At 43.9% G+C, this 23,956-nt stretch carries 20 protein-coding genes; 9 read left to right on the top strand and 11 right to left on the bottom strand.

Going from position 1 to position 23,956, the window contains the following annotated elements; all coding sequences use genetic code 11:
- Positions 1 to 60: 60 nt before the first annotated feature.
- Positions 61 to 972 (top strand): ribonuclease Z, encoded by a 912-nt coding sequence (locus M0Q51_12085; GenBank protein MCK9400717.1) that lies wholly within the window; start codon positions 61 to 63, stop codon positions 970 to 972.
- A gap of 67 nt (positions 973 to 1,039) precedes the next feature.
- Here M0Q51_12085 and M0Q51_12080 read toward each other — a convergent pair whose 3' ends face one another.
- From M0Q51_12080 to M0Q51_12070, 3 genes are read right to left on the bottom strand one after another with little or no spacing between them, the layout of a single operon-like run.
- Positions 1,040 to 3,988 (bottom strand): FAD-binding protein, encoded by a 2,949-nt coding sequence (locus M0Q51_12080; GenBank protein MCK9400716.1) that lies wholly within the window; start codon positions 3,986 to 3,988, stop codon positions 1,040 to 1,042.
- A 27-nt stretch (positions 3,989 to 4,015) separates the two neighbouring features.
- The gene (locus M0Q51_12075) at positions 4,016 to 4,822 is read right to left on the bottom strand and encodes a DUF1338 domain-containing protein (GenBank protein MCK9400715.1); all 807 of its coding nucleotides are present in this window, start codon (positions 4,820 to 4,822) and stop codon (positions 4,016 to 4,018) included.
- A 14-nt stretch (positions 4,823 to 4,836) separates the two neighbouring features.
- The gene (locus tag M0Q51_12070) at positions 4,837 to 5,820 is read right to left on the bottom strand and encodes a lipoate--protein ligase family protein (GenBank protein ID MCK9400714.1); all 984 of its coding nucleotides are present in this window, start codon (positions 5,818 to 5,820) and stop codon (positions 4,837 to 4,839) included.
- A gap of 201 nt (positions 5,821 to 6,021) precedes the next feature.
- Here M0Q51_12070 and M0Q51_12065 point away from each other — a divergent pair, with 201 nt between their 5' ends.
- On the top strand, positions 6,022 to 6,618 hold the full coding sequence (locus tag M0Q51_12065) for a hypothetical protein (GenBank protein MCK9400713.1): 597 nt from the start codon (positions 6,022 to 6,024) through the stop codon (positions 6,616 to 6,618).
- An 84-nt stretch (positions 6,619 to 6,702) separates the two neighbouring features.
- On the opposite strand, the gene M0Q51_12060 is transcribed toward M0Q51_12065, so the two are convergent.
- From M0Q51_12060 to M0Q51_12050, 3 genes are read right to left on the bottom strand one after another with little or no spacing between them, the layout of a single operon-like run.
- Positions 6,703 to 8,514, bottom strand: coding sequence for an aconitase/3-isopropylmalate dehydratase large subunit family protein (locus M0Q51_12060; protein ID MCK9400712.1), 1,812 nt, complete (start codon positions 8,512 to 8,514; stop codon positions 6,703 to 6,705).
- Entirely contained in the window at positions 8,511 to 9,059 is a 549-nt protein-coding gene (locus tag M0Q51_12055; protein ID MCK9400711.1) for an HDIG domain-containing protein, read from the bottom strand. The genes M0Q51_12060 and M0Q51_12055 overlap by 4 nt, the downstream gene beginning before the upstream one ends.
- Before the next feature lie 43 nt (positions 9,060 to 9,102).
- The gene (locus M0Q51_12050; protein ID MCK9400710.1) at positions 9,103 to 10,296 is read right to left on the bottom strand and encodes an isocitrate/isopropylmalate family dehydrogenase; all 1,194 of its coding nucleotides are present in this window, start codon (positions 10,294 to 10,296) and stop codon (positions 9,103 to 9,105) included.
- A gap of 143 nt (positions 10,297 to 10,439) precedes the next feature.
- On the opposite strand from M0Q51_12050, the gene M0Q51_12045 reads away from it, so the two are divergent.
- Both M0Q51_12045 and miaA read left to right on the top strand, forming a co-directional pair.
- Positions 10,440 to 11,867 carry a CCA tRNA nucleotidyltransferase gene (locus M0Q51_12045; protein MCK9400709.1) on the top strand — a complete coding sequence of 476 codons (1,428 nt, stop codon included), beginning with the start codon at positions 10,440 to 10,442 and terminating at the stop codon, positions 11,865 to 11,867.
- A 128-nt stretch (positions 11,868 to 11,995) separates the two neighbouring features.
- Positions 11,996 to 12,904, top strand: coding sequence for a tRNA (adenosine(37)-N6)-dimethylallyltransferase MiaA (miaA, locus tag M0Q51_12040; protein ID MCK9400708.1), 909 nt, complete (start codon positions 11,996 to 11,998; stop codon positions 12,902 to 12,904).
- Here the strand turns inward: miaA and M0Q51_12035 are convergent.
- The 4 genes from M0Q51_12035 to M0Q51_12020 form a co-directional block, all read right to left on the bottom strand.
- Positions 12,863 to 13,705: an ATPase gene (locus M0Q51_12035; GenBank protein ID MCK9400707.1), complete on the bottom strand. Its 843-nt coding sequence runs from the start codon at positions 13,703 to 13,705 to the stop codon at positions 12,863 to 12,865. The genes miaA and M0Q51_12035 overlap by 42 nt on opposite strands.
- A gap of 35 nt (positions 13,706 to 13,740) precedes the next feature.
- Entirely contained in the window at positions 13,741 to 15,123 is a 1,383-nt protein-coding gene (locus M0Q51_12030) for a nodulation protein NfeD (protein MCK9400706.1), read from the bottom strand.
- Between the two features lie 239 nt (positions 15,124 to 15,362).
- Entirely contained in the window at positions 15,363 to 16,163 is an 801-nt protein-coding gene (locus tag M0Q51_12025; GenBank protein ID MCK9400705.1) for an inositol monophosphatase, read from the bottom strand.
- Complete coding sequence (locus tag M0Q51_12020; GenBank protein MCK9400704.1) at positions 16,153 to 17,331, bottom strand: prolipoprotein diacylglyceryl transferase; 1,179 nt, start codon at positions 17,329 to 17,331, stop codon at positions 16,153 to 16,155. Before M0Q51_12020 ends, M0Q51_12025 begins: the two co-directional genes overlap by 11 nt.
- A gap of 147 nt (positions 17,332 to 17,478) precedes the next feature.
- On the opposite strand from M0Q51_12020, the gene M0Q51_12015 reads away from it, so the two are divergent.
- Positions 17,479 to 17,955 (top strand): DUF4293 domain-containing protein, encoded by a 477-nt coding sequence (locus tag M0Q51_12015; protein MCK9400703.1) that lies wholly within the window; start codon positions 17,479 to 17,481, stop codon positions 17,953 to 17,955.
- Positions 17,956 to 17,957: 2 nt separating this feature from the next.
- On the opposite strand, the gene M0Q51_12010 is transcribed toward M0Q51_12015, so the two are convergent.
- Positions 17,958 to 18,773 (bottom strand): energy transducer TonB, encoded by an 816-nt coding sequence (locus M0Q51_12010; protein ID MCK9400702.1) that lies wholly within the window; start codon positions 18,771 to 18,773, stop codon positions 17,958 to 17,960.
- A gap of 93 nt (positions 18,774 to 18,866) precedes the next feature.
- On the opposite strand from M0Q51_12010, the gene rmuC reads away from it, so the two are divergent.
- From rmuC to M0Q51_11990, 4 genes are all read left to right on the top strand, one after another.
- Entirely contained in the window at positions 18,867 to 20,189 is a 1,323-nt protein-coding gene (gene rmuC, locus M0Q51_12005; protein ID MCK9400701.1) for a DNA recombination protein RmuC, read from the top strand.
- Positions 20,179 to 21,438 (top strand): GWxTD domain-containing protein, encoded by a 1,260-nt coding sequence (locus tag M0Q51_12000; protein ID MCK9400700.1) that lies wholly within the window; start codon positions 20,179 to 20,181, stop codon positions 21,436 to 21,438. The genes rmuC and M0Q51_12000 overlap by 11 nt, the downstream gene beginning before the upstream one ends.
- 525 nt (positions 21,439 to 21,963) lie before the next feature.
- Positions 21,964 to 22,401 (top strand): hypothetical protein, encoded by a 438-nt coding sequence (locus M0Q51_11995; GenBank protein ID MCK9400699.1) that lies wholly within the window; start codon positions 21,964 to 21,966, stop codon positions 22,399 to 22,401.
- Between the two features lie 108 nt (positions 22,402 to 22,509).
- The coding region (locus tag M0Q51_11990; protein ID MCK9400698.1) for a hypothetical protein at positions 22,510 to 23,956 on the top strand (1,447 nt) is incomplete at its 3' end.

The following is a 23,956-nucleotide window of genomic DNA, read 5'->3' as shown; positions in this document are numbered from 1 at the left end:
TAATTTGTATATGAAGGGACTCCATCCCCGGGATGGAGTCCCTTTTTTTTACCTTTGCTTATGAACTTCACCGTAACCATTCTTGGTTCAGGAGCCGCGATACCTACCTTCGACCGTAATCCAACCGCTCACCTCGTGGAGGTACGCAACCGGTTAATGTTGCTTGATTGCGCGGAGGGTACGCAGATGCAGTTGCGGAAATCAGGTTACCGGTTTCAAAAGGTCAGTCATATTTTTATTTCACATCTTCATGGAGATCATTATTTTGGGTTGATCGGCTTGCTGAATACCCTGCACTTACTTGGCAGGTCTCAGCCATTACATCTCTATGGAATTCAACCTCTTATTCAGCTCATTAACCTCCAGCTTGAGCTCAGCCGGACCACGCTGGCCTACCCGCTGGTCTTTCACCCGTTTGAAACAGAGAATCCTTCCATTATCCTTGATGATGGTGAAATTGCCGTATCGACCATACCGCTTAACCACCGCGTGCCTACCTGTGGATTCCTCATCAGGGAGAAAGCGGAAAAAAGAAAAATTCTGAAAGATTTTTTAAGAAATGTAAAGGTGCCTTTTGAATTTTTTGAAAAGATAAAGGATGGAGAAGATTATACCGATAGCGAAGGCAAGGTATATCCCAATCACCTGATCACAAATGACCCGCCACTGGCTAGGTCTTATGCATATTGCACCGATACGGCCTATCATGAGCCCGTTATCCCTCTTATTAAAAATTGCGACCTGCTTTACCATGAGGCGACTTTTATGGAAGATAAAGCGAAAGATGCCCATGCCAAGTTTCATTCAACAGCAAGAGAGGCAGCTACTATCGCGCTGAAAGCTGGGGTGAAAAAACTGGTGATCGGTCATTTCTCTGCACGGTATAAAGAAGTGGATAGCTTGTTGGAAGAAGCCAGGCAGGTATTTCCTGATACGGTCCTGGGGCAGGATGGGATGACGATTCAGGTTTAAGTTTTGAGGTTTAAGGTTTAAATTGGGGATTTTGAATTTCAAGTTTCAAGTTTCTGACTGCCGACTGTCAACTGTCAACTTTCCTCAATGCTCTCATCATCACCTCCACCGGATGCATCGCCTCTCGCCCTGTCCCATCCTTGATCTGGTGCCGGCAACTGGTTCCGGGTGCGGCAATGACTACAGACGGTTCTGATTGCCTCACCGACGGGAACAGAACCAATTCGCCGACTTTCATCGAGAGATCATAATGCTCTTTTTCATAGCCGAATGAACCGGCCATGCCGCAACACCCTGAGGGTATCTCTTCAACGGTATAGTTTTCCGGCAGGGAAAGCATCTCTTTGGTCGGTCCCGTGGTTGATAAGGCTTTCTGGTGACAATGGCCGTGAAGCTTTATTTTGAGATTACCGGAGGTGAATTGCTCTTTCCTGATGTGCCCAGCCTTGATTTCCTTCATGAAAAATTCTTCAAAAAGGAAGCAGTTTTTGGAAAGCGCTATAGTGGCTTCTTTCAGATCATCGCCGGCTAAATCCGGGTATTCATCACGGAATGAGAGGATAGCAGATGGTTCAATCCCGATCAATGGAGTTTCTTCTTTAATAGAATCTTTGAAAGTCAGAGTGTTATGAATAGCGATTTTTTTCGCTTCCCTGACTAATCCTTTTGAGAGATATGTCCGACCGCTTTCAAGATGTTCCTTTATTAAAATCTTGTATCCAAGTGCGTTCAATAATTTCACGGCTGCTATACCTACGTGGGCATCGTTGAAATCGGTGAATTCATCAACAAAGAGATAAACCTCCCGGGTTTTTAAATTTGCCGGCAAGGATTGCGGATGATTCCGGAACCACTGGCTGAATGTTGTTGCAGATAACAGAGGCAGGCTTCTTTGAGGTGCCATGCCGAGTATTTTCTTCATTAACCCGGCAATCGCCGGCTGACTTACCATAAAATTGTAAACCCAGGGAACCATGCTACCCAGCCGGTTTAGCCTTGTAATATTGGCTATGGCAAGCGCCCTGAGCGGAACGCCGTGCTCATCATAAAAATGCTGCAGGAATTCGGCTTTATATTTGGCTATGTCGACGTTCGACGGGCATTCAGATTTACATCCTTTGCACGACAGGCAAAGATCCATCACATCATAGATCTCACGGTGGCTGAAGGGATTTTTCTTATCGGAATTGGTCAGGAATTCGCGCAAAATATTAGCCCTGGCACGGGTAGTCGTATTTTCATCGCGGCTGGCCATATAGCTCGGGCACATCGTACCGCCAATCAGTTGCGATTTGCGGCAATCCCCCGAGCCATTGCACTTTTCGGCTGCCCGGAGAATCCCGCCTTCATTGGAAAAATCGAATATTGTCGCAACTTCCTTCGCCAGTTTGCCCGGCTCATAGCGAAGGCTGGTATCCATCGGCGGGGTGCCGGTGATCTTGCCGGGATTGAAAATATGCTCCGGATCCCACACCTGTTTGATCTTTTTAAGAATGTCGTAATTCTTCTCACCCACCATCAAGTGGATGAATTCCCCGCGGAGCCGCCCGTCGCCGTGCTCTCCGCTTAGGGAACCTTTGAATTTCTTAACCAGGTGGGCGATATCCGTTGCAATGCCGCGGAATTTCTCTACATCTGCCGGATCTTTCAGGTTCAATAAAGGTCTCAGATGAAGCTCGCCCGTGGCGATGTGCGCATGATAAACGCATTCAAGCTGATATTTTGCGAGGATAACCTTAAACTCGGCGATATATTGAGGCAGTTTTTCCGGGTTAACTGCAGTATCTTCAATGACAGAAACGGGCTTGGCATCGCCAGGGGTATTGGAAAGAACGCCCAGGCCGGCTTTACGCAAAGCCCATACTTTTGGGATATCAGGTCCGGTAACCAGAGGGTAGTGGTAGCCAAGGTTGTTTTGCCTTAAATCCTGCTCAAGTTTAGTAGTGATCTCAAGCAACTCATCTTTTGACTCCCGGGCAAATTCGATGATCAGTATAGCCCCTGGATTGCCCTGGATGAAGAACCGGTTTTTGCGCTGATCGATGTTGTCTTTGGTACAATCGAGGATGAACCTGTCCATCAGTTCGACGGCTCCGGGCTTGTGTTTTAGCGCAACCAGGTTCCCTTGCAGCGCATCTTCCAGGGTATTAAAATGAACACAAAACAGAATTTTCTCCTTAGGAGGAAGAGGGACGAGGTTTAGCTTGATTTCAGTGGTAAAAGCAAGCGTTCCTTCTGAGCCGGCTAAAAGTGTCGAAAAGTTGAAAGGCTTGCCATTAGCGGTAAATGGCTCGCGATCCAGCAATAAATCTATAGCATATCCGGTATTCCGCCGTTTGATCACCGGGTCAGGATATTCCTTCCGGATTTCTGCCTGATTTAAAGGATCAGATAATAACTCCCTGATATTGCGATAGATTGCAGATTCGAGTGAATCACCTTTACATTTCCTTACAAATGCTTTGGAGGATAAAGGAAGAAATTCCGCATCCGATCCGTCGCTCAGGATGGTTTTAAGGGTGATGGTATGATCGCGCGTGCTGCCATAGATCAGCGAATGCGCCCCGCAGGCATTGTTGCCCACCATTCCGCCGATCATGCAACGGTTTGCGGTAGAGGTTTCAGGTCCGAAAAATAAACCAAAAGGTGCGACAGCCTGGTTCAATTCATCCAGCACGACACCCGGTTCAACCCTTACCCAATGTTCTTCCTTATTGATCTCCAGTATCTTATTCAGGTACTTCGAAACATCCACGATAATCCCGTTGCCGACAACCTGCCCGGCCAAAGATGTTCCGGCGGTACGCGGAATCAGTGAAGTCTTGTGTTCCGCGGCAAAAAGAACCAACTTCCTGATATCTTCCTGGTTTTTCGGACGGGCAACCGCAAGAGGGACCTCCCGGTATGCCGATGCATCTGTGGCATGCAATAGCCTGAAAGTAAGGTCTGTGAAGAGGTCACCATCCAGGGATGTCCGTAGTTGGTCGAATTGATCAGTTGTGGGATTCGGGCTCATGTCCGGCAAAGTGTTTCCTGATCGGCTTTATTTCTTGTAAAAATTTGTGCTTTCGAAGATCTTATCCGCAGATTTGGCGATAAACCCGGAGTAAATCTGGCCGTTTTCATCCGGGTAACGACGGGCGAATTCGTAATAACAGCCTGGAATTTCATAAGATCCATCGGAGAAATCTATTTTAACGATTCCGGCTTTAATGGATGATTGTTCCAGCAGTTCCTGGGGCGTCCCCTTGATCTCACCACCTGCATCATTGATCAGGAAACCATTGGATTTCAGTAAGCTGTTGACTTTTTCGACAGAATTATGCTTCCTGAGGTAATTCACACTGACTGTGAAATGATTGGCGCAGAATCCAAAAATATATACCCATGCTGCATATTCCGATTCTTCCTTGAGCTTATTGTAAATTTTAAAAGACGGCTTCTCCCAGACTCTTCCTGAATAGCCCAGCTCTTCAGAACTGAGCATATTTGCAGGAATCTGGTCAATAATCCTTTTAATGGTATTTTGTAAAAACTCACTGAAGTTCCTGGTCAGCAATTCGCTGATGAAAACCCGTGGGGCTTCCGGATCGGTTTTATGCTCATAATGACGGGCAAACAGCTTCTTTTCTTCAAAATTATACTGGCCTTTTTCGACATAACCATTGGCAAGAAAAGGTTTTGCAAGGACGCCGATACCAATCCGAGGATCGTCAAAAGTGCGGAAAGCAATATGGTCATTCACAACCCTTTCTCCTTCCCGGATGAAAAGATCATGAACCTGCTGTACGGCAGGATTTTGAGAAATATAAGCCTCCCAGAGTTTTCCAAAAATATAGTCAAGTTTCATTATTTAGATTTTTTTTAGAACAGATGTTGAATAATTTGGTTTATTATCTGGACTTCATTTTCTGATGCAAAGTTAAGGTTCTTCAGACGTTCTGAAAGTGATTTTTTTTCATGAGGCGTCCCGATTAAAAGGTCAGATATTGTCTGTAAAAATAGGGAGTTGATTTCTGGACTTGTAATTTCAGCCGTCAGGATAAATCCATTTTTGACTGCCAGTGAAATCGAAAATTTCCCATCCTGTGTTGCCCATTCTTCATCAAACTTATATTCAGAAGAATAACCAAAATCCCATTCATGTTTTTTGTATTTCTCTTCAGCCAATCTTAAAATCGATTCATTTTCCTTATTATTCAGTTCATCCCTGAATGCACCGGGAAAATAATTGAAGATGAATGTCTGGAATAAACCGATGAATTCTTCTATAGACGGTTTATTTTCTAGAAGATGATAAATATTGGTCACTTCTGCACGGACCGACCTGACGGACTTATCCTTATAGCATTCTTCATGACCTGCAATAGCCTGTTCGAGTACCTCAAGATCGGTATTGAAAAGCAAGGTGCCGTGGTGAAGCACTTTATTCCTAAAAATATGGGCTGAGTTTCCGGAAACTTTTAACCTATTGACAGTAATGTTGTTTTTCCCTTCAAAAGAGGCATCTAATCCCAATTCCTGTAAGAAAAGGATAACGGGTTTCGTGAAAAACCGGAAGTCGACCAGGTTTCCTTTGCGATCAATATAAATGAAGGAGAAATTAATATTTCCGAGGTCGTGATAAACGGTTCCTCCGCCTGTTATTCGTCTGATTACCGGTAAATTGATAGATTCAATAAAGGGATGATTTATTTCCCTGGATGTGTTCTGGTGTTTCCCGATAATGACCGATGGCTCGTTGCGCCAAATCATAAAGGTGTCGGCCGTCGCAGTTTTTAATAAATATTCTTCCGCGGCAAGATTATAATAAGGATCGGTTTCGGGGCGTTGTAAACAGCGTAACATTTCAGTTAATCATTGTACAAAGCTAATTTTTTTAGAAAGTTATTTATGAAAATTTAACCACTAAGGCACTAAGAACACTGAGAGACACTGAGAAATTCATTATTGATCAGAACCTGGCTAACAGCAGATTCTCTTTGTGCAACTCAGTGTTCTTAGTGCCTTAGTGGTTATTAAATCATTAAATTTGAATTTTCAATATATATGATGAAAAAGGAAATTAATACAACTTTAATATTGATCATTGCAATATTTACTTCCTGCTCTGTCCTGCAGCAGACCTCTGAGATAGCCGCCTTCACAAAATGCGCGTTCCGGATTGAATCGGCCAGGAATATGAAATTGGCAGGCGTTAATATTCAGGACAAACACTCCATGTCTGATTTAAGCTTCATGGAGTTCACAAAAATCGGCAGTGTCCTGGCCGGAGGCACTTTGCCGCTTACCTTCGATCTGAATGTTCAGATAAAGAATCCAAATCCCGGCATGGCAGCGATGAACAAACTGGATTGGATACTGATCATCGATGATATCGAAATGACCAGGGGAGTATTAAATCAACGAATTGAAATCCAGGCAAATACCATATCTACTTTCCCGGTGGCTATGAGCCTGGACCTGATGAAATCGTTAAGCGGGAAATCTGGCGATGCGCTGATCAACTTCGCACTAAACCTTTCTGGAACCGGCAGCCGGCCAACACGCATCAAGCTTAAAGCCAAACCAACAATAATGGTCGGTACAACACCAATCGAGTACATGGGCTATATCACGATCAGGCAGGAATTTGGAACGCAATAGGGAAATTCAAAGTTCAAAGTTCATAGTTCATAGTTCAAAGTTCAAAATAAGCTTGACCCCAACTTTGCACTTTGCACTTTGCACTTATACAAGTAGTCCACCTTTTTGGTAGATCTCCATCTGCACATCGTAAAACTTGTCGATTTCAGCAGAGATTTTGTTTTTCAGATTGGTTATGATGCCTTTGGAAAAGTCCACCCTGATGGTGTCCCCATCCTGCAGGTCGATTTTCTTTAAAGCCTCAGGTTTATATGTAAGGATAGGGAATGCGGCGTTGATTGCATTTCTTTCGTAGATCGCTCCAAAAGATTCTGCCAGAAGGCATTGGATGCCGAGTGACTTAAAACAATCAACGGCTTGCTGACGTGAGCTGCCTGCTCCGAAATTCTTGGCAGTCAATACGATATCGCCGGCTTTTGCCTTTTTTGCAAATTCTTCAAATCCAGGGAGGTTATCGAATGTATACTGGCCCATTTCCTTGATATCGGTAATGGTTAGGTAACGGTTATGAAAGATCATATCGGTGTCGATGTCATCTTTCAGGATGATCCAGACTTTGCCTTCTACGACAGTTGGTAGCGGTTCCATAGTTCCGGCAGCCTTTTCAGCACCGGATTTCTTTTGGGGAGACCCTTTGGTGAAAACCGCCGGTTCGACCGGAATGTCATCGCTCCCGGTAATATATCCTGCCACAGCAGATGCGGCGACGGTGGATGGAGAAGCCAGGTAAACAAGCCCTTTACCCTGTTTGCCGGCAAAGTTGCGGTTCCCGGTACTGATGGTCACTTCACCCGGCCCGTTCTGGCCAACTTGCCCCGCAGCGCAACCGGCACATCCGGCGTTTGAAACCAGGGCACCGGCATCCTTGAAAATCCTGATCAAACCCTCTTCCAGGGCCTGCTGCCAGATCTCATCCGTTGAAGGGACGATCTTTAGTACAACTCCCGGGGCGACCTTATTGTCTTTCAGGATCATGCCGGCTATCCGAAGGTCATCGATCCTGCCGTTCGTGCAACTACCAATAAAAGCGGAGTCAATCTTTGTCCCTTTAACGGCTTCAAGGTCGATATTGTCGTGCGGATGGCCCGGATTGGCTAACATCGGACGGAATCCGGTAATATCGATCTCATGGATCTGCTCATATTGTGCATCCGGATCGACGCTGATAGCCTGATATCTTTTTCCCGAATGTTTTTCCAGTTCATCCAGAATTTTTTCATCAGGTGTGAAGAATATAATGATGGCTCCCATTTCCGTAGCCATCGATGAAATGGTAATCCGTTCGTCAAGCGTAAGTTTTTCAACCTCTTTCCCATAAATTTCAACCGAATATCCAAGCAGCTTGTTAGCGCCGAAAATATTAAGCAGATTGAGGATGATATCTTTCGCTGAAAGATTATCATGCCGTTTCCCGGTAATCGTGATCTTTACAGAAGGTGGTACTTTAAACCAAACGGATCCGTTGGCCCATGCTGCCGCGATGTCCTGGTCGCCCATACCCTGTCCGAATGTTCCGATGGCACCCATGATATTGGCATGGGAATCGGTCGAAATAAAAGTTCCGCCGGGGCCAATCAAGCCTTTATCAATGGCCAGGTGGGTGCCGATACCTGAATCGATATCGAAGACCTGTATCCCGTTCTCACGGGCAAACTGCCGGCAGTAATGCTGATTGGCGGCATATTTCTGGTCGGATCCTCCCGGGTTGCAATCGAAGGTGAAAAAGGTTTTTGAAGGATCATGCACGGTGAGACCGGCATCGACAAGGTTCTTCACAACGTTTGCCCCGCCAAAATCCCTGGCCACACGTGCATCGATCGAAATATCGACAATATCACCCGGCTTTACACATTCGTACTTCGAGTGGCTGGTGATGATTTTTTCAATGATATTCATTTCAATCTTTCTTTAAACGGCAAAAACGTCATAAAATCCGCATGGTGCACGATGTAGGCTTCCACACTTCGCTTTATCTGGTCGCCTTCGCCGGCATGAGCGGCGATAATGTGACAGACGGAAGCCGGCAATCCGCATTGTTCAGCCAGCGATACGCCGGAGAATGGATGGCGCAGATACTGACCGTACTTGCCTTGAACTACTTTTCCATTAGCATCCAGCTCATATTCAAGCATTTTACCGACGTCAGCCAGGATAGCGCCGGAGATGAGCACGTCCATGTCGATGGGAAGTTCTCCGTGGTAAAACTCGTTCATCTTTTCTGCTGATGCCCTGGCGATATGCACGACCGAGCGTTTATGATCCATAAAAGTGACTTTCAGGTCAGGCCCGCAAAGAAGGGTGAAAGGAATCCTGTTGAGATCTTCCGGTTTCAGGACGCTTTTTTCAAAGGCCAGTTCCCATGTGCGGGCAGTCTTTTCACGTAGTTCCGGATCCTGGATCCATTCCAGCTCAGGCCAAAGGTTAAGTATTATTGGGTTCATAATTTCAAATATTTATATCTTACAGTCATACAGTCTTATCGTCCTACAGCTTCGCTATCACTGCATCTGTCATTTCATGTGTTGATGCGGCGCCTCTTTCGATCACATCCGGTTTTCCGGTCATCTTCATCATATCATAAGTCTTGACTTTGCCTTCAACTATGACAGCGGCAATGGCTTTGCAGATTTTATTCGCGATATCATATTCCCCGAGGTATTCCAGCATCATGACGGCTGATTCGATCATGGCTATAGGATTCACGATGGAAACAGGATAATCTGCATACTTTGGTGCAGAGCCGTGAGTCGGTTCGAAAACCCCTATGCCATCGGCAGAGAACTGTGCGCTGCAGGCAAAACCTAACCCTCCGATCAGACCGGCAAAACCGTCCGATGCAATATCGCCAAACATATTGCCGGCCACGATTATACCATATTCTTCGGGATTTTTGGTCAGCCACATCATCTGGGCGTCAATATTGGTATTATATAATGGAATTTGCGGGAAATCCTTTTTCTGGATTTCTTTAGCCATCCTGTACATCATCCCTGAAGTTTCACGGATTACGTTAGGCTTTTCACAAAGTGTAACGGATTTATATCTATATTTTTGCGCGTATTCAAATGCAGCCCTGAGTATCCTTTCCGTGGCTTTCTTGGTGAAGATCCTGGTGGAAACAGAAATCTCATCTTTGGGTACATTCCCGAAATTCTGGACAAATTTCTTGTGTGTGCGAAGCGCCTCATAAACCTGGTCAGGAGGGTTTGACCATTCTACACCGCTATATAAACATTCTGTATTCTGACGGAAAATGACTACATCAACCATGGGCTCTTCCACACCACCATCAGCACTGCGCCGGATGAAATTAAGCGGGTTCCCCTTATAAGATTTGCAGGGGCGGACGCAGATGTCGAGATTGAAATATTGCCTCAGGCCTACGATAGGACTTGAGTAGGTGAAGCCTTTGTCCCTCAGCGAAGGGTCGAGTTCATTCGCAGCTTCTTCTTTAGGTTTGGACGTAATGGCGCCAAACAGGCCGATCTTATGTTCCTGCAGCAGTTTCAGCGTGCGGTCGGGAAGGGGGTTGCCTTCCTTGCACCAGAAATCCCAGCCAATGTCACCGTTTACATAATTTGCTTCAAATCCGGCCGCATCTAATACCCGGATTGCTTCCTGCAAAACAACTTTGCCAATCCCGTCACCTGGCAGGGCTACTATAGTTCTTTTCGACATAGGTACTTGTATTTTAATGAATTACTTAAACGTGTTAAAAAAATAATAAGGTGACAAAAATACAATAGGCCGGTTAATCTCCAACAGTTCGATATCTAATTTTATCCTTTCTAAATAAGCTTTTTCATACCTTTGCGGGGTCAATGAAACAGCAGTTCAGCCAATACCTGGAATACACGGTTTTTAAAACTTTAATCGAAGCGGTTAAGGAGTATGATCATCCTGCTTATGTGGTGGGAGGCTATGTCAGGGATAAGATCCTCGGCCGGCAGACAAAAGACATCGATATCGTTGTCATCGGCAGTGGCATTGATCTGGCTGAGGCTTATGCAGCTAAAGTAGGCCTGGGGGCCAAAGCGAAAGTCTTTAAAAACTTCGGTACGGCCATGGTCAGGTTCAGAGACCAGGATGAATGGATCGTGGAATTTGTCGGAGCCAGAAAAGAATCTTACAGGGCTGATTCCCGTAAACCGATCGTGGAAGACGGATCGCTGGAAGACGATCAGGACCGGCGCGATTTCACCATCAACACCCTGGCATTGAGCCTGAATAAAAGCGATTTAGGCCGTTTGCTGGATCCTTTCGGCGGATACAAGGATTTGGAAGCGGGCCTGATCCGGACCCCCCTTGACCCTGACCGGACGTATTCCGACGATCCTTTGCGGATGATGCGGGCTATCAGGTTTGCTACCCAGTTGAATTTTGTCATTGAAAAGGAATCATTTGAGGCGATCCGCAGGAATGCCGAACGTATCACGATAATTTCCCGGGAACGCATTAATGATGAACTGGAAAAAATCATCATGACACCCAAACCTTCGATTGGTTTCAAACTCCTGTTTGATTCAGGTTTGCTGAAAATCATTTTTCCCGAATTCGTCGCCTTAAAGGGGGCTGAATATATTGAAGGGAAAGGCCATAAGGACAATTTTCATCATACCCTGCAGGTACTTGATAATGTCGCTGACAAATCCGATAACCTTTGGCTGCGATGGGGGGCTTTGTTGCATGATATTGCCAAACCCGTTACTAAAAAATTTGAACCGGAAACCGGATGGACTTTCCACGCTCATGAGTTTATCGGTGCTAAGATGGTCCCTAAGCTTTTTCACCGGATGAAGATGCCCACGGATGAGCGCATGCGCTTTGTCCAGAAACTGGTGCTCCTTCACCTCCGCCCGATCGTCCTCTCCCAGGAGGTGGTGACCGACTCGGCTGTCAGGCGCCTTTTATTCGATGCAGGAGATGATATTGACGACCTGATGTCGCTTTGTGAGGCTGATATTACTTCAAAAAACCCGGAAAAAGTACAACGATACCTGAAGAATTTCGAATTGGTCCGCCAGAAGCTGGTGGAAGTCGAACAGCAAGACAAGCTTCGCAACTGGCAGCCTCCTATCTCGGGTGAAATGATCATGGAAACCTTTGGTATTCCTCCGGGAAAAGAGATTGGCGTAATCAAGAATGCAATCCGGGAAGCTATTTTGGATGGAATCATTCATAATGAATTTGAGGAAGCTTACGAATTGATGGTCAAGGAAGGGGAGAAGCTTGGGCTTAAGAAGTGTTGAGGTTTAAGGGTTGAGGTTTAAGTGCGGGATTTTTTTATTTTGTTATAAAGTGGTCATTGGTTTTCATTTATCTTATAAAGATTTAGTTTTTTGAATTTTGAATTTGTTTGGAATTTGGTGCTTGGAATTTGGAATTTGGAATAAATACATTGCTTATTATCCTTGGCCCTACAGCCTCAGGCAAAACCGACCTGGCAATTAAAGTCGCCAAATGGCTCGATACAGAGATCATTTCAGCAGATTCAAGGCAATTTTACCGCGAACTAAGCATCGGAACGGCTAAACCTAATGCAGAGCAGCTCGCAGAGGTGGAACACCATTTCATCGGACACATTTCAATCTCAGAGGACTACAATATTTCCCGCTTTGAACAAGATGTCATCCGGCTCCTGGATAAGCTCTTTGAAACACACCGGGCAGTTGTGATGACCGGTGGATCAGGATTATATATCGATGCGGTCTGCAACGGCATAGATGAGCAGCCTGAACATGACCCTGCCATTCGTCATCTCCTGAAAGAGGAATACAAGGCCAGGGGGATTAACTATTTACAGAAAGAATTGTTCAGCCTTGATCCTTTGTATTACAAGGAAGTTGATCTTTCAAATCCAAACCGCCTGATGCGTGCACTGGAAGTTTGCCTTATGACAGGAAAACCATATTCTACCTATAGAAAAGGGCATCGACAACAACGCAACTTCAGGACAATAAAGTTTGGGATCCGGGTTCCAAGGGAAGAACTCGTAGAAAGGATAAACAGGCGTATTGACGGGATGATGGCATCAGGATTGCTCGAAGAAGCCAAGGCTAACTATTCCTGCCGCAATCTGAATGCTTTAAACACGGTGGGTTACAAAGAAATGTTCGAATACCTCGACGGCATTTGCACACTGGAAGATGCTGTTGAAAAAATCAGGATCAATACCCGCAGGTATGCTAAACGGCAAATGACCTGGTTCCGGAAAGACCCGGAGATCAATTGGATTCAGCCGGAATCATTTTCCCCTGTGATATTCAACAAGTCCCTCGATCGGTGATTTAATGATCGTTTTTATCTCCAGCCCATATTCATTTGCAACTTCTTTAAAAATAGCCTGGAAGTGAAATCCCACAGATCCGACCACGCCTAACGGCATTTTCTTATAATTTGAATATAGGGTCACCTGTTCGGTAAAGAAGTCATGAAAGTTTTTCTTCACCATACCTTTTACAAATTCATCCTCCTTTAAGTCACCGATAAATATGGCGAAGGAAGACAGAAATTGGTTGGGATAGGGTTTGCTGTAAACAGCATCGAGGATATTCTCAAGGCTGTATCCGAATCGCTTGTCGAATAAATTTTTAAGGTGTTCCGGCATCCTTCCGCGCAAGTATTCCGTGAGCCATAATTTCCCTAAATAAGCCCCGCTGCCTTCGTCACCAAACAGATATCCGAGTGAAGCCACATTTTCCAGGATTTGCCTGCCATCATAAAGACAAGAATTCGAACCGGTGCCTAAAATGCAGGCAATCCCTTCCTGTTCCCCGAATAATGCCCTGGCAGCCCCGAGCAGATCATGATAGATCTCGAAATCAGCATTTTCGAAAATATCTTTCAGGACATCTTCCACAATATTGCACTTAAACATGGTGGAACAGCCTGCTCCGTAATAATAAACATGGTGGATGTAATCCTGGTTGATAAAAGGCACCAGGTCTTTTTCTACTGCATCCACTAAAATCCGCGGCTCCATAAAATAAGGATTAAAACCCGCAGTTTCAAAGGAAGCAGAAGCTTTTCCGTCATGAATTACAACCCATTGAATTTTAGTTGCTCCGCTATCAGCGATCAGGATCATTTTTCAAAATTTTGGCAAAGGTAGAAGAAAAATGATCAATCTATTTTCCTGACAAACAGTTGCCCGGTTTCGTATTTAACCACTTCAATTTCATCACCTTTCTCGATGAACCCGGTTAAAGCGGTAGCATCAAATACTTCGTTGCCTATTTTAACTTTTCCTGCCGGCCTGAGAATCGAATGGGCTATTCCTGTTCTTCCGATCATCTCTACATATTCTCTATCTGAAGTAGTATAACCATCCGCCGCATTTTGAACGGTCTCCAGGGCAAGCGAACCAAAAAGCCTGTTTTGTGAGAAAAGAGATTTGGTGATGAAGAAAGATGCCACGATTGACAGGAAAATCGAGATGATGACCAGGAAAAAGGATGCGATGATCTTATTAACGTTGACCTGGGTGAAATCAAAACCCACGTTATCTATCAGGCTGAGGGTCAATCCGGTTACAACAAAAACTATTCCTGTTATCCCTGTTACGCCGAAACCGGGTATCGCAAATATTTCAACGGCAATCAGGGCAACTCCGGCGATGAAGATAAGTATTTCCCAATGATTTGCCAATCCTTCTAGATATAGCGGAGCAAAATACATCAAAGCAGCTAAAACGGCAACTATTGACGCCAAGCCTAATCCCGGAGCCTGAAGTTCAAAGTAAATTCCTCCAATGATTATCATGATCAGAATTCCGCTGACGATCGGGTTGATCAGGAAACCAATGATCTTATCCATCGGTTTGAGTTCCTGTTCAACGATTTCGTAATCGCTAATCCCGGCAAGGCGCATAACATCTTCGGTACTCTCGGCAATGCCCTCGCAAAAGCCGAATTTAAGCGCTTCTGTTGCGGTGAAAGTAAGGACGCTGCCTGAATCAATGACCCCCTCGATCTTAATCCGCGGGTCGACCATAGCCTGGGCAATATTCGGGTCCCTTCCGGTGGCTTCAGCTGTCGAACGCATCATCGCCCGCATATACGATTGGTATTTATCAGGCACCACCTGTCCGGATTGGTCCACAACCGTTGCAGCGCCAATGGAGGAACCGGTAGTCATGTAGATACTGTCGCAGGCAATAGCAATCAGCGCCCCGGCAGAAGCCGCGTTGTGGTTAATAAAGATAAAAACCGGGATGGGTGAGTCAAGAATCTTGGACCGGATGGAATCGGCCGATTCGAGCATTCCCCCATAGGTGCTCATCTCGATCAATACTATGTCGGCTTTCTTTTCTAAAGCTTCTTCCAGTGCAAGCTTGGTACTGCGCCATACCGGCGGTGCTATCTCCTTTTTGATATCAAACTTGTATATCAACAGTTTTTTATTTATGACCGTATCATTTTCCTGAGAATTAGCCAATTGAAGGTTGGCTGTGAGAATGATAAGCAAGAAGACCGGTTTGAGTGTATTAATAATAAATTTTAACATTGTAGCATAATATTTTACAGTATTTTTCATCATTACAATCCGATTATCTTTTGTTGATCCCCTACGGGGAATTGTTTCCTCTTCGTATAATCCACTTTTACAGTACTTCATCTGCTACGCAGAATTCGCCATAGGCGACTAAGTGTTGTAAAATCCAAGCTAACTCCTAAACTCAAAATACCTCGTAGAGGTTTAACTAACCAATGATTTACTGCCATAGAACATAACTTTTCTGGAAATCAAAGATAAATATTAAAATATTCTTTAACCACCTTTAACATCTCCTCATGTACTAAAATGTTGCTGGAAACCAGGGATTTTCCGAAAATGTAATCATCTCCTCCCTTGAAATCAGTAACCCTGCCACCTGCCTGTTTGACCAGGAAAGACCCGGCAGCGACATCCCACGGGCTCAGTCCGATTTCATAGAAGCCTTCAAAGCGTCCTGCCGCTACGAAAGCCAGGTCGGCTGCGGCAGAACCCAACCGTCTAATGTCCTGGGTCTTCCTGATAAATCCCTTGAAGAGATCGACGTACTGGTCCAGTATATGGTTGCGTGAGTAAGGGAAGCCGGTGACGAGCAGGCTGTCCTGCAGCCGGTTGGCGGTCGATACTTTGATTTCTTTTCCGTTTAAGTAAGCTTTTCCCCCTTTCCAGGTATAAAAGCTCTCACTACGGTTAATTTCATGCACAACGCCGAGAATAACTTCATCATCCTGCATCAGTGCAATACTGATTGAGAAAACAGGAACGCCATGGATGAAGTTCGTCGTCCCGTCAAGCGGATCAATGACCCATTTCAAATCGGCTCCTGCCGGTCCGTATTTGCCTTCTTCCGCGATAAAACCGCTCCCTGGAATTAGACGGGATAATTCTTCCACCAGCATTTCCTCCGACTTCCGGTCAACGTAAGTCACAAAATTGTGTTCATCCTTCTCTTCAATATCTTTGGATTTGAGCACATTGAGTTCCTGAAGAATGTAGGCTCCATTTTGCAGGCAAAGACGGACTACCTGATCGGTTATTTTTTTAAGGTTCATTAATGATCGGTTTAATAAATTTTTTCCGGTTCCACCATTTAAAAAAGAAAATGAGGCCAATACCAGTCATAATTAACAATACGGCAATGACAGAAGCCTGGGTTACTTTTATGCCTAAAAAATCATACCGGATATTCACCCTGATCTGTTCTATGAGCAACCTTTCCGAGCCATTCATAATAAGGTAGACAGAGAAGAGTACCCCATGCAGTTTTATCCTTTTTCTGAAAAACCATAAAGTGCCAAAAAATATTAACGCCAGGATGGTTTCATATATTGGCGTGGGGAAAACAGGTTGATCCAGCACATGGCAGTTTCTGCCCACGCAGCCGGGAATCAGTCCGCCCTCGTTGATTACATTGTGGGGGTATTTAAAAGCCCACATCCAGTCGGGCAGGAAGGCAAGCCAATCCGGTTTCGGATCAGGATTGACCATCCCCCAGCATCCGTCCCCGGATAGCTGGCAGCCCATCCTGCCAATCCCATATGCCAGCATGAGTGCAGGAGCGACCACATCTGCGTTTACAGGCCAGGGAATATGGTTCCTTTCGACATAAACGGATAAGACGAAAGCCGCTGTGATCAAGCCTCCGTAAAAAGCCAGCCCGCTGAAAGAAAAAAGCGTATGCACCGGGTCCTTTATTAACAGGTCCAGGTGCTCAATGACATCAAAAAGCTTGGCCCCGATAATGCCGGACACGGCTGCGACGAGTATGATATTGCCCGTCAGCTGCCTCGGATGGATCAATTCCCTGACCTCTATAGGTTTAGCGGTTTTTTTCTTTTGTTTTTCGAAATAAGTCCATAAGGTTATGGCAATGGCCAATAAAATTCCTCCCCACCAGCTTCCCTGGGAAGAAAAAATGAACTTTTGCGGGCTGTCTGCAAATTCAGAATAATTAAGTAGCACTCCCACTAACTTATAACCGATAAAAAAACTAATTACAGCATTTATTGCTAATAATTGGATAGATGCCGGTTTCCCTTCAATCCGGATCTTTTCATGCGGTAATATGATACTTTCCCGTTCTTTTCTTCTTAATTCAATATAAACCACCCAACCGGCAAAAATGAATGCCAGTGCCACGAAAAAACCGTAAGTCTGTACTGGCAGGCTAATGTCTGTTCCTAAGAGATCTTTGATCAAATCACTGATGCGTGGGTACATAGGTTTTCAGACCAGCAGGCATGGATCACCGGAATTGGCCTTCCGACAAAAATAACAAGCTTTTGGCTATCCGTAACTGTGTTTTATGTTTTTATATTTGCATTAAAAATTTTTAATTTTTAATTTTTAATTTTTAATTACACTTCCATGATACAACGCATCCAATCAATCTTCCTGCTGCTGGCATTCCTGGCTGCCGTGGCTTTGTTCTTTTACCCGCTGGCCGGCATCTATTCCAATCTCACAGCCTATAAATTCTATATTTATGGATTAAAAAACATGGTTCCGGGGGAAGCCTCCCAGTTCTCATTCATGACGACTTTCCCTTTATTGTTGTTGAATATCCTGGTAGCTGCCCTGTCGCTGATCTGTGTTTTTCTTTATAAAAACAGGGTCCGGCAGGCCAAGCTTGTCAGGCTGGCTATACTTCTCGAAATAGTCCTCATTGCACTGGTATTTTTCGTTTATGCAAGTATTATCGAAAGAAACCTGCTTGCATCTCCCGATTACCTTGATGAGGCTGGAATCTATTTTCCGCTGATCTCGCTGATATTCCTTATCCTGGCCAACAGGTATATCATGAAGGATGAAAAATTGGTCCGTTCCGTGGACCGGCTGAGGTAAACTTAGTTTGAATTCATCTGGTTGTTCTCAAACATCTCCATGTCGGAATTCTCAGCCAGTTTAAATTCAATGTCGAGTTTCATAAAAGTCCTCACCGCTGTGTCATTTTTTATTCCTGGCATCCAACGGATCATCTGGAGCAGCCGGATCGCCTCCTGGGTGCAACCTCCACCCACCGCTTCCACAACTTTGATATTGGAGACCCGTCCATGAAGCTCAACGACAAATTGCAAGGTTACTTTTCCGGAAAGGCTCTGCTTATATGCAACCTCCGGATATTTGATGCTTTTTGCGATAAATGATGCCAGGTTCATTCCCTTTTCATCGAAAATCGGATAAGGTTTCTTGTCGACCTCCGGGTAATCAAAGACAACATTTGAAGAATCAATGGGATAGAATGGATAATCAGGGGTTGTATAGCCCCTTGCTTTACAATGTTTATTATATTTTTTAATATTGAAATTGATAGGAAATTCGATTTCTGAAGCTACTGGCTGGCCAAAACTAACGGCAGGTTCCCATAACAATAAACTAAAAAGCCGCCTGGCTTCAGCATCTAATTCCGGGCCGGCTGATTCTTTAACCCTGACCTGGCTGATACTGCCATCTTTGCCGACGACGAAGGACAGTACTACTTTCCCTTCTATTCCTTGATCTAAGGCTTTGTCCGGGTAAGTTACTTCGGAACAAAGGAAATCCTGGAGTAATTTTGGCTCACTATATGGATGTGCGGGGGTATAACTTTGGGAAAATGTAGGGTTAATCATTAAAATGAAGAAAAACAGGAGAGTAGGATCAATTAGTAGCAGCTTTTTCATCTTCCGGATGTTTGTCCGTAAATTTAGGTAAAATTCCTCCATTTTCAAAAGCTAAGCCAAGCCGTTTTATTTAACTTTATCAAAAAATTGATCATGTTGATTTTATACATTGTTTTATCGTTTTTAATGGGGGCAGTCCTGGCTTTTCTGATTATGCGGGGCCGTGCAGCCAGTCTCAGGGCTGCTCTTCAGGAAGAAATAGCTAAACTTGACAAAGAGTCAGGTATTCTGCAGGATAGATTATTGTCGCTCCAGGGGGACAACCAGAAATTATTGCTGGAACTCAGCTCGGAGCGGGAGGCCAACAAGGAAATAGCAATTAGCCTGGCCAGGCAGGGAGTCGAATATGATAATATCCGTGAAAAATTGAATACCCAGAAAGCTGAACTGGAAGAACTTAACAAGAAATTTACAACCGAGTTCCAAAATATCGCCCACAAAATTTTAAGAGAGAACTCCAATGAATTTACCAGCCTGAATCAAAAAAAAATCAGTGACATATTGGTACCGCTGAAAGAAAAGATCGAGAAATTTGAGAAAAAAGTTGATGATACTTATGAGAAAGGATTAATTGAGCAAACTCAACTTCGCGAAGCAATTAAAAATCTTCATGAATTAAATTCCCGCATCAGCGAAGAGGCGAATAACCTGACACGCGCACTGAAATCGGATTCCAAGAAGATGGGAAACTGGGGCGAAATGATCCTTGACCGGATCCTTGAACAATCAGGCCTGGAAAAAGGAAAAGAATATTTTAACCAATATACCGACCGCTCTGAAGAAGGAACCATTCTCAGACCCGATGTCGTAATCAGGCTTCCTGAAAAAAAACACATCATTATCGACTCAAAAGTGTCGCTTATTGCCTATGACCGGTTTGTGAACAGCACTGATGAAAACGACAAGGACCGCTGGCAAAAAGCACATGTCGATTCTGTCCGTGATCACATTAAAGGTTTGAGTGAAAAAAGCTACACTGCTGCCATCACCTTGGATTCACCCGATTTTGTATTGCTGTTCATGCCGCTGGAATCGGCTTTCAGCCTTGCTCTTCAACATGATCCTGAATTGTTTAATTATGCCTGGCAGCGCCGGATCGTGATGGTCAGCCCGACTACGTTACTGGCTACCCTGAAAACAGTTGAATCGATCTGGAAACATGAAAAACAAACCCAGAATGCCATGGATATAGCCAGGCAGGGCACCAGCCTCTACGATAAGTTTGTGAACTTCATTGGCGACCTGGAAAAGATCGGAGGGCAGATCGACTCGCTGCAGCATACTTACCAGGATGCCCATAAGAAGCTGACAAGCGGTAAGGGAAACCTGGTCAGGCAGGCAGAAAAGCTTAAAGAACTCGGTATTAAAACTGAAAAATCTTTATCTGAAAAATTATTACCCGGGGATGAGGAATAGTCCAGTTAAAATCATATTGAAACTATCTGTCCTGCTGGTTTTAGCTGCAGGATGCAAGGCAACAGAAAAGGTTAGCCTGCATAACCTGGCATATCTCTACCAGGCTGAAAAGCAATTCACCGAACAGAACAGTTGGGTTTATCATAATACTGATTCTACCTCAACCCTTTTCGTGGAAGTATTATTCAGTAACCTGGTGTATCAAAAAGACCCATACACCGGGCTCTATACATGTTCCTACCGTTTAAGCTACAAACTTTCTGCCGGATACGAATCGAAAGAGGCACTGCAAAGTTCATTCCTGTTGTCAGGTGATTCGCTCAATTATGGTAAGAATACCAGCATCGTTCATTCTTTTGATATTAAAGTAAAGTACCCCGGTAATTACCTGCTTGAGATAACACTTTATGACTTTAACAGGCCGGACGGTTCTACCTGGTATGTAGACCTGGAAAAGCGCACCATGATGGGGAAGCAGAATTTCCTGGTATTGAACCGGAATAGTGGACTGATATTTAAGGATTATATCCCTGAAGGGGAACAATTCAAAGTGATTACGGATCAGACTGACCTTAAATTCCTTTTTGTAAGTTATTATCAGAGGGATTTTCCTGTGGCACGGCCTCCGTATACCGAAGACCGTGACCCGGTTTTTGATTACAGACCGGATAGCGCCTTTCTCATACCAGTATTTAATGGCGAAACGGGATGGATCATGCTGGATAAGCCCGGCTTTTACCATTTCAGAAAAGATACAATTAACAGGGCAGGATTGACTTTATATAATTTTCCGGAAGGATTTCCTGAAATTGCCACGGCCGATCAACTCAGGGACCCGCTGCGCTATATCACAACCCGCAAGGAATATGACACGCTGGTAGATAACAGTAATGTTAAAGCAGCCGTAGATGATTTCTGGCTGAAAACGGCCAGGACCCCGGAAAGAGCCAAGAACCTCATCCAGAAATACTATTCAAATGTAGAGGAAGCAAACCTTTATTTCACATCTTATCTTGAAGGATGGAAGACAGACCGGGGACTCATTTACATCATTTTTGGAAAACCGGCTTATGTTTACCGTAGCAAAGGGACGGAGGAGTGGATTTATGGAGAACCCGAAAACCGCAGTTCCCTGCGTTTTACATTCGTGCAGGTGAATAATCCGTTTACAGATAATGATTATATGCTGCTTCGCACCCCGACGTTGAAAGAGCCATGGTTCATCACTGTTCAGAGTTGGAGACGGTAATTAGATTTTGACGTTCTGGTCAAACACCGGCTGGTATTTACGCTTCTTTAGCCCTGGTAATTTATTATTTCAAAGTCTTCTGTTATAATCAAAACTTATACTGCTAGGCTTAGTTGTGATCCCATAGGAAGAAAGCGTATCCGCCTCGTATTCCTCCATGCTATTTACCAATTTAAAATCCATAATATCATATTCTTAACAGAATATTTTACAATCCACCTCATATACTTAAAGAGTTAATATCTTTTTCGCGAAAATATCTATTTCAATTCGATATTATTCCGATTAATAGTTGTATTTGCCAAGTTCATGTTCAAGGGAAAAAATATTATCCCAATGACCACTTACAAACACGGCCATAAGCTTTTTGGAGTCCCAGGCATAATCTTAAATCTTCAATTTATCACCTTAAATTAAAGGCAGTCATCCGCCATAGGGGACTTGCCGTCCCAAATAAAAAATATATTATTGCCTGTCTAATTTAAATCACATTTAAAAAATTAATAACTTTAAAAACCAATTAATATGAAAAAATTTATTAGTATCCTGATCATCATAATTGCCTTGATTTTTACCGGAATGCAAAATGCTAATGCACAGGCAACTGTTTATATTTATTGGGCCCCTGAATATTGTGATGAGTGTCCTTCACCAGGTGATTGGGTCTGGAGAGTTGATATTGAAGTGGAAGATCTATGTGGGGAGGAAGGCTATACCATTTATAGAGATAATCAAATTATTGAACCACCAGCAGACGATGCAACATTTGTTTTAGGCGAATTTTGCGATAATCAAAGCCTGGAAGAATGTTATATGGTTGTGGCTGCATTAAAAAAAATATGCCCGAATGGATATGGCGGATATACTATTGTTTGCTCAGGTAAAAATCCCGGGATAAATAAATCCTGCCCATGGTTGATGAATAGTGGAAATACGCTTATATTGCCTATTACTTTTCAATAATTAATATTTTTAATCTGTTCCGGTGTTTATTGACACTGGAACAGATTTTTAGAAGTTGAAAATATCGAGATGAGGAAATATTTGTATTTATTTTTTATACTTCTGGTTGTGAAAATTTCAATGGCCCAAAACGAGGCAAATATCTGGTATTTTAGCAAGCATTGCGGACTGGACTTTAATTCCGGAATACCGGTCGTACTTCATGATGGACAAACACATTGGGATTTGGGCTGCGCTACTATATCCGATTCCTTAGGTAATTTGTTGTTTTATACAGCTACTCAGCAGGTGTATAATAAAAATCATGACATCATGTTGAATGGCTCTGACCTGATTCAACCTGGAGTTTTCGGAAGAGCAATAGTTAAATGGCCCGGTCAAAATGAGATTTATTACGTATTTACGACTGAACATCCCGAGGCCTATACAGGGTTTTATTATTCAATTGTCGACCTTAAGTTGGAAAATGGGTTGGGGGCAGTAACAGAGAAAGATATACCGGTTGAATCTGGTTGGGATGCTGCCGACAGGATAGCTATTGTGAAACAAGAAAATTCCGGAAATGTTTGGGTAATTACAAGAAAATATACTGAGGATGCTATTGCTGCTTACATGGTGGATGAAAACGGGTTCAATCCCAACCCGGTTTTATCTGAAATGCCGGATCGGCAAGCGAGTGTTTGGGAATGGGGTTTCTTAAAAATTTCATACGATAAAAGATTTCTGTTTTCGAGTTATCAGACTGATAAAGAGATTGAAGTATGTAATTTTAATTCTTCTACCGGCAAATCGGAATATATGTATTCATTAATTGAACCTGGAGGAGTGCAATGGATAATAGCTGGAATGGAGCTTTCACCTGATTCTAAGTATTTATATATAAGTTATAATAAATCAGGTGATACTAATGTAATTTATCAATTTGAAATGCAGTATATTACTGATAAGGATTTATTTAATAGTTCGGCAATGTTGGTTGGCTCCGGTGCTGCAACATGTATGCAACTTGCCAGGGATGGAAAAATATATTGTTCAGGACCTCCCGAATTAAATTATCATTATGTTAGTGTGATTCATAATCCATGGGTACGGGGAGTCGGATGCATGTATGAATCAAATGCTTTATTTATGTCTCCTGGAGAAGTTATGATAAGTTTGCCAAATATTCTGTTAGACTACCTCTACCGCTTCGAATGGGAAGCAGATGATTACTGCCAGGGCTCTGCCGTTCATTTCCTCCCGCATTTTGTCCCAACACCAGACAGCGTTGAATGGTTCTTTGATGAGTTTGCCACTGGCAACTATTCAAATGAGCTTTCGCCGACTTATACCTTTCAAAACGCCGGCATCCATGAGGTGGAAGTCGATATCTGGTATCCTACGGGAAGATTTGAGCATACTTCCAGGGAGATCGAGATTTATCCCACCCCTCATCCTGACCTGGGTCCCGATTTGTTGATATGCGAAGGGACAGCAGTAACCCTGAATGCAAATTGCGCCGCCGATCTCTATTCCTGGAGCACCAGTCAGTTTGGCAGTTCCGAGATCGTTGTTT

The organism is Bacteroidales bacterium, from assembly GCA_023229505.1.
In the GTDB taxonomy this organism is placed as follows: domain Bacteria; phylum Bacteroidota; class Bacteroidia; order Bacteroidales; family JAGOPY01; genus JAGOPY01.
Note: the sequence above shows the minus strand (reverse complement) of the source record. Positions and strands in the feature narration are given on the sequence as shown.

Coding starts and splice junctions, on each gene's coding strand:
- M0Q51_12085 (MCK9400717.1), top strand. CDS start 61: ATGAACTTCACCGTAACCATTCTTGGTTCAGGAGCCGCGATACCTACC.
- M0Q51_12080 (MCK9400716.1), bottom strand. CDS start 3,988: ATGAGCCCGAATCCCACAACTGATCAATTCGACCAACTACGGACATCC.
- M0Q51_12075 (MCK9400715.1), bottom strand. CDS start 4,822: ATGAAACTTGACTATATTTTTGGAAAACTCTGGGAGGCTTATATTTCT.
- M0Q51_12070 (MCK9400714.1), bottom strand. CDS start 5,820: ATGTTACGCTGTTTACAACGCCCCGAAACCGATCCTTATTATAATCTT.
- M0Q51_12065 (MCK9400713.1), top strand. CDS start 6,022: ATGATGAAAAAGGAAATTAATACAACTTTAATATTGATCATTGCAATA.
- M0Q51_12060 (MCK9400712.1), bottom strand. CDS start 8,514: ATGAATATCATTGAAAAAATCATCACCAGCCACTCGAAGTACGAATGT.
- M0Q51_12055 (MCK9400711.1), bottom strand. CDS start 9,059: ATGAACCCAATAATACTTAACCTTTGGCCTGAGCTGGAATGGATCCAG.
- M0Q51_12050 (MCK9400710.1), bottom strand. CDS start 10,296: ATGTCGAAAAGAACTATAGTAGCCCTGCCAGGTGACGGGATTGGCAAA.
- M0Q51_12045 (MCK9400709.1), top strand. CDS start 10,440: ATGAAACAGCAGTTCAGCCAATACCTGGAATACACGGTTTTTAAAACT.
- M0Q51_12035 (MCK9400707.1), bottom strand. CDS start 13,705: ATGATCCTGATCGCTGATAGCGGAGCAACTAAAATTCAATGGGTTGTA.
- M0Q51_12030 (MCK9400706.1), bottom strand. CDS start 15,123: ATGTTAAAATTTATTATTAATACACTCAAACCGGTCTTCTTGCTTATC.
- M0Q51_12025 (MCK9400705.1), bottom strand. CDS start 16,163: ATGAACCTTAAAAAAATAACCGATCAGGTAGTCCGTCTTTGCCTGCAA.
- M0Q51_12020 (MCK9400704.1), bottom strand. CDS start 17,331: ATGTACCCACGCATCAGTGATTTGATCAAAGATCTCTTAGGAACAGAC.
- M0Q51_12015 (MCK9400703.1), top strand. CDS start 17,479: ATGATACAACGCATCCAATCAATCTTCCTGCTGCTGGCATTCCTGGCT.
- M0Q51_12010 (MCK9400702.1), bottom strand. CDS start 18,773: ATGAAAAAGCTGCTACTAATTGATCCTACTCTCCTGTTTTTCTTCATT.
- rmuC (MCK9400701.1), top strand. CDS start 18,867: ATGTTGATTTTATACATTGTTTTATCGTTTTTAATGGGGGCAGTCCTG.
- M0Q51_12000 (MCK9400700.1), top strand. CDS start 20,179: ATGAGGAATAGTCCAGTTAAAATCATATTGAAACTATCTGTCCTGCTG.
- M0Q51_11995 (MCK9400699.1), top strand. CDS start 21,964: ATGAAAAAATTTATTAGTATCCTGATCATCATAATTGCCTTGATTTTT.